General features: G+C 48.4%; 12 protein-coding genes. 2 read left to right on the top strand and 10 right to left on the bottom strand.

The window, feature by feature from the left end; translation table 11 throughout:
- The first annotated feature begins 107 nt into the window (after positions 1-107).
- On the top strand, positions 108-2,084 hold the full coding sequence (locus ACTHS8_RS09075; protein WP_440373520.1) for a TonB-dependent copper receptor: 1,977 nt from the start codon (positions 108-110) through the stop codon (positions 2,082-2,084).
- A 142-nt stretch (positions 2,085-2,226) separates the two neighbouring features.
- Here the strand turns inward: ACTHS8_RS09075 and ACTHS8_RS09070 are convergent, their stop codons facing one another.
- The 4 genes from ACTHS8_RS09070 to ACTHS8_RS09055 form a co-directional block, all read right to left on the bottom strand.
- Complete coding sequence (locus tag ACTHS8_RS09070; RefSeq protein ID WP_440373519.1) at positions 2,227-3,564, bottom strand: sodium-dependent transporter; 1,338 nt, start codon at positions 3,562-3,564, stop codon at positions 2,227-2,229.
- 267 nt (positions 3,565-3,831) lie between these two features.
- On the bottom strand, positions 3,832-4,737 hold the full coding sequence (locus ACTHS8_RS09065) for a metal ABC transporter solute-binding protein, Zn/Mn family (protein WP_049336292.1): 906 nt from the start codon (positions 4,735-4,737) through the stop codon (positions 3,832-3,834).
- Positions 4,738-4,816: 79 nt separating this feature from the next.
- Positions 4,817-5,692: a metal ABC transporter permease gene (locus ACTHS8_RS09060; protein ID WP_003685375.1), complete on the bottom strand. Its 876-nt coding sequence runs from the start codon at positions 5,690-5,692 to the stop codon at positions 4,817-4,819.
- Positions 5,693-5,768: 76 nt separating this feature from the next.
- The gene (locus ACTHS8_RS09055) at positions 5,769-6,494 is read right to left on the bottom strand and encodes a metal ABC transporter ATP-binding protein (protein WP_440373574.1); all 726 of its coding nucleotides are present in this window, start codon (positions 6,492-6,494) and stop codon (positions 5,769-5,771) included.
- Between the two features lie 270 nt (positions 6,495-6,764).
- On the opposite strand from ACTHS8_RS09055, the gene ACTHS8_RS09050 reads away from it, so the two are divergent.
- On the top strand, positions 6,765-7,061 hold the full coding sequence (locus ACTHS8_RS09050; protein ID WP_440373518.1) for a DUF2288 domain-containing protein: 297 nt from the start codon (positions 6,765-6,767) through the stop codon (positions 7,059-7,061).
- A gap of 69 nt (positions 7,062-7,130) precedes the next feature.
- On the opposite strand, the gene apaG is transcribed toward ACTHS8_RS09050, so the two are convergent.
- The 6 genes from apaG to hpnD all read right to left on the bottom strand — a co-directional run bounded on the left by apaG (position 7,131) and on the right by hpnD (position 12,188).
- Positions 7,131-7,499, bottom strand: a complete 369-nt coding sequence (gene apaG, locus ACTHS8_RS09045; RefSeq protein ID WP_003682575.1) for a Co2+/Mg2+ efflux protein ApaG — start codon at positions 7,497-7,499, stop codon at positions 7,131-7,133.
- A 96-nt stretch (positions 7,500-7,595) separates the two neighbouring features.
- Complete coding sequence (locus ACTHS8_RS09040) at positions 7,596-8,084, bottom strand: phosphatidylglycerophosphatase A family protein (RefSeq protein WP_440373517.1); 489 nt, start codon at positions 8,082-8,084, stop codon at positions 7,596-7,598.
- Positions 8,077-9,033, bottom strand: a complete 957-nt coding sequence (thiL, locus tag ACTHS8_RS09035) for a thiamine-phosphate kinase (RefSeq protein WP_440373516.1) — start codon at positions 9,031-9,033, stop codon at positions 8,077-8,079. The genes ACTHS8_RS09040 and thiL overlap by 8 nt, the downstream gene beginning before the upstream one ends.
- A 187-nt stretch (positions 9,034-9,220) precedes the next feature.
- Positions 9,221-9,940, bottom strand: coding sequence for an SDR family oxidoreductase (locus ACTHS8_RS09030; RefSeq protein ID WP_003682583.1), 720 nt, complete (start codon positions 9,938-9,940; stop codon positions 9,221-9,223).
- Positions 9,941-10,035: 95 nt separating this feature from the next.
- Positions 10,036-11,343 (bottom strand): hydroxysqualene dehydroxylase HpnE, encoded by a 1,308-nt coding sequence (gene hpnE, locus ACTHS8_RS09025; protein WP_440373515.1) that lies wholly within the window; start codon positions 11,341-11,343, stop codon positions 10,036-10,038.
- A complete protein-coding gene (gene hpnD, locus ACTHS8_RS09020; RefSeq protein WP_440373514.1) occupies positions 11,340-12,188 on the bottom strand; it encodes a presqualene diphosphate synthase HpnD in 849 nt (282 codons plus the stop codon). Before hpnD ends, hpnE begins: the two co-directional genes overlap by 4 nt.
- Positions 12,189-12,408: the final 220 nt, after the last annotated feature.

The following is a 12,408-nucleotide window of genomic DNA, read 5'->3' as shown; positions in this document are numbered from 1 at the left end:
GATAAATATTGATATAAGTTAAAAACAGTATGTTTTAATTTTACTAAACTTTATATATACTACTTAAGCATTAATTAATACGATACTTAATAATAGAGAGAAACCACATGAAATACCCACCATTACTTATTTTGCCTATCGTCTTAGCCGTATCTCAAGCATGGGCAGATACTGATCCTGTACCCGAAGAAACAGTTACCCTTTCCCCTGTCACCGTTACCGGCACACAACAACAAAAAGCCAACCGCGTTACTTTCAACCCCAAAGCTGCTTTGCAACCCCTCCCTGCCGGTGACGGGGCAGACCTTTTACAATCCGTGCCTAATATGAGCATCATCCGCAAAGGCGGCAGCTCGGGCGATCCATTGTTCCGTGGTTTGGGCGGCTCGCGTCTCTCCGTCAATGCCGACGACCAGTTTATTTATGGCGGTTGCGGTATGCGTATGGACCCGCCGACTGCCTATATCCACCCAAACTCATTTGATCAAGTCGTGGTCACCAAAGGCCCGCAAACCGTTACCCAAGGTATGGGCTTGGTCAGCGGATCAGTGCAATTTATCCGTAAAGATCCTGATTTCACTGAAAAACCTTATAACATTAACGCCACCCTGACAGCAGGCAGCAACGACCGCCTTGACGGCTCGCTGGAAGCCGAGTTCGGCGGCAAATATGGCTACATCCGTACCAATATCTCCCATAACGAAGCCGACGATTATAAAGACGGCGACGGCAACCGCATTCATTCCAACTTCAAACGCGACAGCCAAATGTTGCAACTGGGTGTTACCCCGACAGAAAACACCACCATTGCCGGTACATACGAGCGCAGCAGGGCCAAGGTTGCCTACGCCGACCGCATGATGGACGGCAGCAAATTTGACCGTGATGCGTGGAATATCCGTTTTACCCAACGCAACCTTACCCCATGGTTCAGCGAGTTGGAACTGCGCTACGGTAAAAGCGAAATCGACCACGTGATGGACACATACAGCCTGCGTACCATCTACAATCCTGCCGGCAAGCAGATTAAAAATGCCAACAACCCCAAACGCAATACTGATACAGGCCGTCTGAAAGCCACTTTCGACTGGGACAAGCTCAACCTGCAAACCGGTTTGGACTATCTGGACGACGTCCACGTCGCACGCATGGAGCGTGGCGGCGACGGCTACAGCCACAAGCCTTACATGCCCAACCAAAGTTTCAAACAATGGGGTATTTTCACCGAAGCCGCTTGGCAGCAAACCGACAATCAACGCTGGGTAGCAGGTTTGCGCCATGACCAAGTCAAAGCGCATTACGATACCGCGCGCGTGACCGACCCCGTTTTGAAACATCAAAAATTCAATTTGAACTCAGGCTTCCTGCGTTGGGAAAGAAATACGGACAACGGCCTGAAATACTATGCCGGCTTCGGTATTGCCGAACGCGCACCTGACTACTGGGAACGCCTACGCTCTGAAAACAAAGCCATCCGTGCAGAGCAAAACCGCCAAATCGATGCGGGTATAATCTGGAAACGTCCTAACCTCCACGCGTCTGTATCCGTATTCGGTAGCGACATCAAAGACTTCATCATGATGGAACGCCAAGGCATGAATTTCGGCGTGCGCAACATCAACGCTTCACGCTTTGGCGGCGAAGCCGAAGTCAAATGGACGTTTGCACCTAATTGGGAAATCGGCAGCAGCCTCGCCTACACCCACGGCAAAAACCGTACCGACGGCAAACCTTTGGCACAAACTCCGCCGCTCGAGTGGAACAACACCCTCGCCTTTGACAACGGCAAATTCAGCGCGGGCGCATTATGGCGCGTCGTAGCCAAACAAAACCGTTACAGCAAAGGCCAAGGCAATATCGTCGGCCAAGACATCGGCGCTTCTTCGGGCTTTGGCGTACTCTCGCTCAACGCAGGTTGGAAATTCAGCAAATACGCCGCATTGCAAGGCGGCGTGGACAACGTGTTCAACAAAACCTATGCTGAATTCGTCAGCCGTGGTGGCGACCCGTCTGCCGGTACTCAAACCATGCGTGTGAACGAACCCGGCCGTACTGCATGGCTGAGACTGCAAGCGAAGTTCTAATCAGCCTCACGTGTATATAAAAAGGCCGTCTGAAAACCGATTTATATCGGCTTTCAGACGGCCTTGATATTTTTTAACGATGTTTTAAAAACAAGCAGTCCGGCGAAGTAATGCAACGCCGGACTGTTTGTTCACTATCGGATTAAATCAAACCCAAAGAGTTGATGAACACCACAATAATCGCAATCGGCGCAAGATAGCGCAACACGCCCAACCACAGGTAAAGCAGTTGCTTCGGAATGGTACTGCCCATGCCCGCATCGCGCAGGACAGACTGTTTGTCCTGAACCCATGATGTAAACACGGCAACGCTCAATGCGCCAATCGGCATGATGACGGCAGAAATAATAAAATCCCACAAATCAAAAATGGTTTTACCGAAAATTTTAAACTCGCTCCATACGCCGAAAGACAGCGCCGAAGGAATACCGACTATGAAAATCGCAATGCCGGTTACCCAAGCGTGGCTGCTGCGTTTTTTCTCGTCTTGGCGGATGGTTGCCGCGATAACGGTTTCCAGCATGGAAAACGCGGAAGTCAGCGTTGCAAAGACAACCAACAGCATAAACACGGCAAACAAATATGTACCCATCGGCATTTTCATGAATACCGCAGGCAATACGACAAAAATCAAACCAGGGCCTTGACCGGGTTCAAAACCGAAGGCAAATACTGCAGGGAAAATCACCAAACCGGCCAGTAGCGACACAAACAGGTTCATCCACATAATCATATGGCCGGAGCGGAACATATCCTGATCTTTACCCAAATACGAAGCATAGGTAATCATCGCGGACACGCCGATACTCAAGGCAAAAAACGCCTGCCCCAAAGCAGTCAGCATCGTACCGGGCTTCAAATACGACCAATCCGGTTTCAACAAGAATGCCACGCCATCCATTGCGCCGGGTAAGGTCAGCGAACGGATAGCCAGCGCGATAAAGAGGATAAATAAACCCGGCATCAACACGCGGTTTGCCTTTTCAATGCCGTCTGAAACGCCGCCTTTGACCACCCAAATAGTAATCAGCATGAACAAACCTTGGTAAAACAGCGAGCCAAACGGTGAAGAAATCGTATTTTCAAACAGGGCCTTAAAGTCTGCGCCAACGTGAATTTCGCCGGTAAAGCTGTGTACCACATAGTTCAATACCCAGCCGCCAACCACGCTGTAAAACGACAGCAAGATAAAACAAGCAGCCACGCCCATGCGGCCGACCCACGGCCACTGCGAACCCGGGCGCAATACTTTGAAAGAATCGATGGCGTTTTTACCGCCTGTACGGCCGATGTAAAACTCGGCCAGTTGAACCGGTAAAGCCACCAAAATGGTGAAAATCAAAAACAAAAGAAAGAATACGGCGCCGCCGTTTGTACCGGCCGTATAAGGGAATTTCCAAATTGCACCCAAACCGATGGCCGAGCCTGCCGCAGCAAGCACAAAGCCGATTTTGGATGACCAAGACGAATGGTTGCTCATGATGTAATATTAAGAAACGTGAAGATGCCGAATTGTAACAGGGTGAAGTCAAGCCGTGAGTGGCCGACAGACAGCCGACAAGCAATTCGCACGGATGGTGCGTACTTACCCAGCAAATTAGCATGAATTTTTGATAACTAAACTTTTAATAGCACAAATTTTATTTTTATATTTTAAATTTGACGGTTTATTTTAAAAATAAGCATATAAAAGGCCGTCTGAAACCTTGTTTTTAAAGTTTCAGACGGCCTTTATCCTCAAGCAGCTTTATTTTTTCATGGCATCGGTCAAAACTTTAACATTGTAGCGGTACATGCCGATGTAGCTGTTGGCCGGTGCGCCACCCAATGCATCGGAATACAAACGTCCGCTGACATTGACGCCGGTTTCTTTGGCAATACGGTCAATCATGCGCGTGTCTTTGATGTTTTCAGTAAAGACGGCTTTAATGCCCTCGCGTTTGATTTGGCGGATGATGGAAGCCACTTGTTTGGCAGAAGGCTCGGCTTCGCTGCTCACGCCTTGAGGGGCGATAAATTCAATATTGTAGCGTTTGCCCATGTAAGAGAACGCATCGTGTCCGGTCAAAACTTTACGCTTGGCGGCAGGTACGGCATTAAAGGCAGCCTGCGCATCGCTGTGCAGTTTTTTCAGCTGCATTTGATAGTTGCCCAAACGTTGCTGATAATAGGTTTTGCCTTCAGGGTCGGCTTGAATCAAAGCATTGGCAACGTTTTGCGCGTAAGTACCCATCAGGACGGGGTCGGTCCAAACGTGCGGGTCAAATTCGCCGTGATCGTGATGATGGCCTTCGTGATCATGGTCATGATGATGGCCGCCCTCTTCTGCTTTCAAAGCCTGAATGCCTTTGGTCGCTTCGGCAAAAGGAACTTTACTCTGTTTGACTGCACGCTGTACATCGGCGGCTTCCAAGCCCAAGCCGTTGAGCAATACCAATTTTGCGCTGCGGATTTTTTTGATGTCACCACTGGTCATGTGGTAGGCATGGCTGTCTTGGTTGGCACCGACCAAGCTTTGAACGGCCACACGGTCGCCGCCAATCTGTTTGGCCACGTCGCCCAAAATGCTGAAGCTGGTCACAACAGGCAAAGGAGCGGCATAAGCGGCACCGGTCAATAATGCGGCAACGATGCCGAGTTTCCAATGTTTCATATTCTCTCCAGTGATATAACGTAACATTAACATCATCATAAAACAGACCGCCTGATTATTCAAGCGGCCGTCTGAAAAATCATGCCGTACGGTGTTTCTTGCGGCGCAGCCATTTTGCCAAAATGCCGCCTTCCCAACCGAACACAACGGAAATCAGGTAAAGCGTGCCACAGCATAAAATAATCGCTGGGCCGGACGGGATTTCGATATGGTAGGAAAACAACAGTCCTGCCAAGCCGCAAAGCAAAGCCAATGCGACAGACAAAATCATCAGCCAACCCATGCTTTTCGCCCACAGTCTGGCGGTAATCGCCGGCAACATCATCAAGCCGACCGACATCAGCGTACCCAATGCCTGAAAACCGGCAACCAGATTCATCACGACCAGCACCAAAAACAGCACATGCCAAAAACCGCCCTTACCGCCGACAGCCTTGAGGAACAAAGGGTCTATGCTTTCCAACACCAGCGGGCGGAACATGACCGCCATCAGCAAAATGGTGACACTCGCAGAAACGGCAATCAGCTGCAAAGCCGGAATGTCCACCGCCAACACCGAACCAAACAGCAAATGCAGCAAATCGACGCTGCTGCCATTTTTGCTGACCAAAACCACGCCGATGGCAAGACTGCTCAAATAAAATGCGGCAAAGTTCGCGTCTTCTTTCAATGAAGTAAACCGGCTGACCAAACCGGCCAACAAAGCCATCAGCAAACCGGCCGCAAAACCACCGACACTCATCGCAGGCAAACTCAAACCGGCAAACATATAGCCAATGGCCGCACCGGGCAAAACCGCATGGCTCAAGGCATCACCCACCAAACTCATGCGGCGCATTACCAAAAACACACCGACGGGCGCCGCGCTCAATGCCAGGCAGAAAATCGACGCCAAGGCATAGCGCATAAAGTCAAATTCGGCGAACGGCGCGACGACCAAATCATATAAATCCATGTTTTATCGCTTTTTTATTAATCTCTGAAAGCCTTAGGCCGTCTGAAAAATACTTACTTTCAGACGGCCTTGTCCATTAAACCGCGCACCAATCGGCCGCTTCCTGTTTCTGCATCATTCGGTTGGCCTGTGCCAAAAATTCATCGGTCAACACATTTTCCGTCGCACCGGCAGTCACTTTTTCACGTGCCAAAAGCAGCGTGTTGGCAAAATATGCCCTCACCTGCTCGTAATCATGCAACACGGCAATCACCGCCTGACCGTCCTGATGGCACTGGCGCAAAACTTCCAACAGCGCATAAGTCGTCCGCGCATCCACCGCGTTAAACGGTTCGTCCAGCAACAAAAATTTGGCATCCTGCACCAGCATCCGCGCGAATAATACACGTTGGAACTGACCATTGGACAAGTGCGCGATTTGGCGCGTGGCAAAATCCTGCATTTCTACGCGTTCCAACGCCGCCATTACGCGCTTTTTCTGCGCCGCGTTCACGCGTCCGAAAAAGCCGATTTCATACCACAACCCCATCGCTGCCAGTTCAAACACCGTCATCGGCTGGCTGCGGTCAATGTCCGACTGCTGCGGCAGATAGGCAATATCCTTGCGCGCCATATTTTCATAGTGCACACTGCCCGTGTCCGTCTTCTGCAAGCCCATAATGGCTTTGAGCAAAGTCGATTTGCCCGCGCCGTTCGGTCCGAAAATCGTCCACATCTTGCCATCTTCAAACACCATATCGACATGATGCACCACCGGCCTGCGCTGATAGCTGACCGTCAGATTCTCCACCACGATACTCATGGCGATACCGCCCAAAAATATACAGCCCACAACGCCGCCAATGCAACAAGCGCAATCAGCAGCCTTTGCAGCAATCCGGTCAACAATACAGAATTCATAAGCCTAAAACCGCCCTTGCCCGAATACGGACAACAGGCCGTCTGAAAGAAAATTAAAACATTAAAATGATACTGTATAACGTTAACCCTGTAAATTTCTTTCGTTTTCAGACGGCATCGGGCAAAAGGCCGAATATCGGTTACAATCCATTTTTTATTTGATGATTGTCCTATGTCTATTCCACTCTTAAACGAAAAACTCAATACCGAAACCGCCCGCATTTCATGGGAAGAGCTGCAACCCCACTTCGCACGCGGTGCCGCCGTCTATGTTGCGCCTGATTTGGATTTGATTGCCGTTGCCCGCCATGTTGCCGAAGATGAAGCCGCATCATTGAAACAATGGATGGAACAAGGCAGATTCGGTGCCATCAGCGATGATATGGCGCGCACATTTTTAGCGGATAAGCAGGAAATGTGGGCGGTTGTCGTGGCGCCGTGGGTATTGGTACAGCCTTGCAAAGACTGAATAAGGCCGTCTGAAAAATAAAAAACCGGAACATGCGAAATGTTCCGGTTTTCCATTTTTTCAGACGGCCTATTGCAAAGTAAAGCCTGCTTTGAACTCAAGCTTCGGCACCCCGATAACGAAACGTTTGCCGATGCTGTCTTCAAATTCATACGCACCTTCAATACTGCCCCAAGGCGTGCTGATTTGCGAACCGCTGTTATACTCATAGGCTTCGCCCGGGTACAAAACAGGTTGCTCTTCAATCAGGCCGGCATGACCGACCTGCTCTGTCTCACCGTGTCCGTCGGTAATTTCCCAAAAACGCTGACGCAAAGTAATGATTTCATCACTGCGGTTGCAGATGGTAATCAGATAATTGAAGGCATAGCGGTCGCGATAGACGTCGCTCTGACCGGCCATATAACGCGGCTCCACGTTAATCTCGATTTCATTCATAATTGTTTACCCCGTATGGTATTTATTTTATTTCAATCCGGATAATTCCGGCGTGTCTGCCCTATTTTTGCAAAGGGTCGAAACACTTAAAACGCATCACGCAATCCAATAAAACAGGCCCAAGACCATCAAGGTCATCACAGCCGCAATCAAATCATCAAGCATAATGCCTAAACCTCCATGAATCCGCCGGTCAAACCATTTGATCGGCCATGGTTTCAACGCATCAAACAAGCGAAAAATAACAAAAGCCGCCAGCCACCAGCTCCATTTAAACGGAATCAGCGACAGCACCAATAGCATCGCGACAATTTCATCCCAAACGATACCGCCGTAATCCTGAATGCCCAGCTCCTTCTCGGTATAACCGCAAATGCGGATGCCCCAGAAAAACAAGGCAATACACAATAAAAGCAATATCCAGCCGTCTATGCCCAACAGGCACAATACAAAAGCCAGAGGTAATGCTACCAGCGTTCCGGCCGTACCCGGCGCAACCGGCGACAAGCCGCTGCCGAAACCGAATCCTAAAAAACACAATGGTTTGTGCAACAGCCAAGAAAAAGTAGGTTTACGTTCAGCCAAAATGATCAAATCCTAAAGAAGTCAGTTCCAATACGCCGCCTTCGGCATCTAAAATATTCAGACGGCCTGAGTCGGTAATTTTACCAATTCGAGCGACTGGTACGCCACTTTGTTCCGCTGCCTGACAAACACGTTCCCTGTCTTCTGGAGCAGCGGTAAAAATCAGTTCATAGTCATCGCCGCCGGCCAATACCGCCGACAACCATTGTTCGCGCGACAACACATTTTTCAATTCAGGCAACGACGGCACACAATCGGCAAATATTTCCGCCCCGACAGCAGAGGCTTTCAAAATATGCCCCACATCTTGAGCCAGGCCGTCTGAAACATCTTGCGCGGCATGGGCAAACGGCAACAATGCCTGCCCCAATGAAACGCGCGGCTCTGGACGGAGCAATTTATCATCGCAAACCGCCATGATTTCAGACGGCAATGGATAATGCCCCAGATGTTGGTTCAAAGCAGCGGCAGCCAAACCCAACCGACCCGATACCCAAATATCGTCGCCGACTTCGGCCGCATCACGCCGCAGGGCACACCCTGTCGGAACTTCACCTACTATCGTTACATTAAAGACCAAATCGCCTTTGGTGGTATCGCCACCAATCAACACCGTATCAAAACGCGCAGCCAAAGCAAAAAAGCTATCGCAAAAACGTTTGAGCCAGTCTTGATTCAATTCAGGCAAGGCAGCACTGAGCAACACCCAACGCGGCTTGGCACCCATAGCGGCCATATCGGATAAATTTACTGCAAGCATTTTCCATGCCAAATCTTCAGGCAAAACATCTTCAAAAAAATGTCTGCCTTTGACCAACATATCAGCGCTAAAACATAAATCAAATCCGTTACTTGGGCGAATAATAGCGGCATCGTCCCCTATGCCCAAAATCAGACCTTCCGATTTTTGTCGCTGCAAATATTGTCTGATAAAGTCAAATTCCGTCATATTTATCCAATACAACTATAACTTAGATTACTATATCTAATTTTGTGCCAGCCTAATGTTTGCCTGCTAACACGTCAAACATCAAACTTCCATATTATTCAGATATAAAACTCAATAAGTTAAAGGCCGTCTGAAAATACAGATTTCAGACGGCCTCATGTTTTCAAACCACTCTGAGCAGGTATATTTACAGATAGACGATTTCGCCTGTCCGCCCCCTGCTCTCTTGACTTGCCCACCAAATAAATTGCGGCAGGACATCTTCGTAGTTTTTACGTTCGCTTTTCGATTCGCCCGGATGCGATTTGATACGTTGCGGCGAATTGATGGCACCCGGCACCAAAACATTGGCACGCAGATTGTCAAAACGTTCCCACTCGTCTGCGGCCACTTTACACAAATAATTGAGCGCGGCTTTGGAAGCACCGAAACCGCCCCAATAGGCTTGCGGTTTTTCGCCGTGGCTTTCGCCGACAAAAATCACAGAAGCGTCTTCGGATTGCTTCAACAATGGGAACAGCGCACGGGTCAAGCCCATAGGCGCAACGGTATTGATACGGTATTGGTTGACCCATTCCGATACGGTTTGGAAGTCCAATGGCGACAAGGCATAGAAATAGCTGGCGCAATGCACCACGCCATCCAATTTTCCGCCGGTTGCTTCATCAATAGTTTCCGCAAATTGCTTAAACTCTTTCTCCTCAGCGCTCATCAAATCAAAGCAAATGGCAAACGGCTCAGGGCTGCCCGCAGCCACAATGGCATCATATACTTTTTCCAAACGCTTTTGATGACGCGCCACCAAAATGACAGTCGCTCCGGCAGCTGCATAGGCTTTGGCAACCTGTTCGCCCAAGCCTTGGGATGCGCCGGTAATCAAGATGGTTTTGTTCGCTAATGTCGTCATGACTGTTCCTTGAACTTTATGGTTTCGGATATTGTATCGGCTTAGTAAGTTTTGTAAAGTCAAAAAGGCCGTCTGAACATTCAGACGGCCTCAGTTTATTCAAACCGCAAATCTAGCATAAGCTTTTCAGCCGCGGCAAAGCCCGACTGAACCGCAGCCTCCAATGTTGCCGGATAGCGTGGATGGAGGTAGTCGCCGGCCGGATAAATACGGCGATGGTGCAACCATGAGAAATCAGGTTGTATAAAATCAACCGTTGCAGCCGTAGTCGCGCGTTTTTCCGTAATAATGCGTACGGCTTCGGGTTTATCCAAATCCGGACAAACCCGCTTAATGTCCGCATGAACTTTCTCGGCCAAATCTTTATCCTTCCAAGCCTCGGTACAATCGGAAACGCTGATAACGACTACGACTTCATTATCCGGCAAGCCCAACGTCCCCCGATGTAGCACCCATTGCGCCGTACCATCGGCAAACCCGGTTAAAGGCGCAGGCAGTTTAACTGCTTGGGCATAACGCAAATAAACCGTGGTAATCGCATGATAGTGCAACGATTGATAGGCCGTCTGAATATAGTCAGGCGTATCTTCAGGCAGAAGCGCGTCAACATGATATGGCGCAACAGCCAAAACAACCGCATCAAATATTTCACCATTGATTTCAATTCGGCCATCAATATGATGGTTTAAATGGGAAACACGAGTTTCAAGATGTATCTTTGCACCATGTTTGTGCAGAAAATCCAAAGCTGGTTCGGCTACGATCCGCCCTAAATCCTGCTTAGGCAAAAGATAATCGCTGTTCGCCTTTTCAGACCACACGCCATCATTCAATACATTGCATAAAATGCGCAGCGATGCCTGTTCTAACGGAGTATTTAAAGCACCCCAAACCAAAGGTTGCCAAAATTGGCCAAGCAGGCTGCGGGGAACATTTCGTGTTCTCAACCACTTTGCAACCGTCAAATCGGTTTTATGATGAGCTGCCCAACGTTGCAATGCTGACATATCCGACAGCAATTTGATTTTCAATGAAAAAGAAAGATTTTTCGCACGCAGGATGCCGACAAGCAAATGCCAAGGTGCAGGCAGAGAGGCCGTCTGAAACTGTAATCCTTCATGGATGTACCATCGCAAAGGCTGGCGTAAAAAGGCTGATTCAGGTTGAACGCCAATATGTTGCATCAAAGTTTGAACACCATGATACGCACCCAACAAGATATGCTGCCCGTTATCCAAAAAGCTGAATCCATCATCTTTCCCTGCTATGGCACGCGCCCTACCGCCAGCCTGTCTCCCGGCCTCAAACAAAGAAATATCGGCTCGATGAATCAGGGAAACCGCTGCAGACAAACCTGCCCAACCGGCACCAATCACAGCAATTTTTGGACGCTTAGTATTCATGGTTTAAATCCAAACAGCCAAGTTTTCAAAGCAATACGTTTTTTACGTGGAGAAGGAATCGCAATTTTATAAGTCAACACATTTTGCGCACCATCACGGTCAATTTCATTCAACAACGCATAATAAATAGCCGCCATAATTAGGCCAACTTTTTGCGATTTCTTATCCGCAGCCGGCAAAAGCATCATCGCCTCACGATAAGTTTTACGCGCCCTATTCACTTGAAATTGCATCAATTTTGCAAAATTGTCTGTCGGTTTGCACTGCATAATTACGTTGGCAGGAACATCAAACTTCTGCATTTCCTCTATCGGCAGATAAATTCTTCCCTGTCGCGCATCTTCGCCCACATCGCGAATAATGTTCGTCAACTGCAAAGCCAAGCCCATTTTGTCCGCATATTCCAAAGTTTTCGGATTGGAAAAACCTAAAATCCGCGCAATAAGACGCCCTACTACCCCTGCAACACGGTGGCAATACAGCTTTAATTCATCAAAACTACCATAACGAGCCTGCTCCAAATCCATCTGCATGCCATCAATCAAAGCTTCAAATTCATTCTTCGGCAAGTCAAAATTTGCCCAAATATCTTTTAAAGCTTGATGAACGGGATGCTCAGGCATCTCATTGTTAAAGACTTTCTCCAAATCACTGCGCCACCAATTCAACGTTATCTGAGCTACATTTGGATCGGTACAGCCATCAACCACATCATCTAGTTCACGACAAAAAGCGTATAAAACAGTGATCGCATTCCGTTTTTCTACCGATAAAAAACGAAAGCCGGATAAAAAACTGGAATGGCTTTCTGCAGCCTTTTGATGACAATAATCCAAAGCAAGCACTGTGTATCCTAAAAATATCGTTATAAATAATTAGCAGGGATTTTATCTGTATTTAAAAAAGTACGCCAATATCAAAAATTCATCTTACAACAAGGCCATCTGAAAGCTGATTTTAAGTATCTTTCAGACGGCCTAATATCCTACGTCGCCAATATCGAAGCCACCAATATCACCACCAACAGCTGTATCAAAGAATAGCCCCTCTGTACAGTTGCCCTAT

This window comes from Neisseria sp. P0016.S008 (assembly GCF_051957775.1).
In the GTDB taxonomy this organism is placed as follows: domain Bacteria; phylum Pseudomonadota; class Gammaproteobacteria; order Burkholderiales; family Neisseriaceae; genus Neisseria; species Neisseria flavescens_B.
This window is presented reverse-complemented; position numbering and strand designations above follow the sequence as displayed.

Bases quoted from the DNA above. Each gene is read 5' to 3' on its own strand.
- ACTHS8_RS09050 (WP_440373518.1), top strand. From the start codon at position 6,765: ATGTCTATTCCACTCTTAAACGAAAAACTCAATACCGAAACCGCCCGC.
- ACTHS8_RS09075 (WP_440373520.1), top strand. From the start codon at position 108: ATGAAATACCCACCATTACTTATTTTGCCTATCGTCTTAGCCGTATCT.
- thiL (WP_440373516.1), bottom strand. From the start codon at position 9,033: ATGACGGAATTTGACTTTATCAGACAATATTTGCAGCGACAAAAATCG.
- hpnE (WP_440373515.1), bottom strand. From the start codon at position 11,343: ATGAATACTAAGCGTCCAAAAATTGCTGTGATTGGTGCCGGTTGGGCA.
- ACTHS8_RS09055 (WP_440373574.1), bottom strand. From the start codon at position 6,494: ATGAGTATCGTGGTGGAGAATCTGACGGTCAGCTATCAGCGCAGGCCG.
- ACTHS8_RS09070 (WP_440373519.1), bottom strand. From the start codon at position 3,564: ATGAGCAACCATTCGTCTTGGTCATCCAAAATCGGCTTTGTGCTTGCT.
- ACTHS8_RS09065 (WP_049336292.1), bottom strand. From the start codon at position 4,737: ATGAAACATTGGAAACTCGGCATCGTTGCCGCATTATTGACCGGTGCC.
- ACTHS8_RS09060 (WP_003685375.1), bottom strand. From the start codon at position 5,692: ATGGATTTATATGATTTGGTCGTCGCGCCGTTCGCCGAATTTGACTTT.
- apaG (WP_003682575.1), bottom strand. From the start codon at position 7,499: ATGAATGAAATCGAGATTAACGTGGAGCCGCGTTATATGGCCGGTCAG.
- ACTHS8_RS09030 (WP_003682583.1), bottom strand. From the start codon at position 9,940: ATGACGACATTAGCGAACAAAACCATCTTGATTACCGGCGCATCCCAA.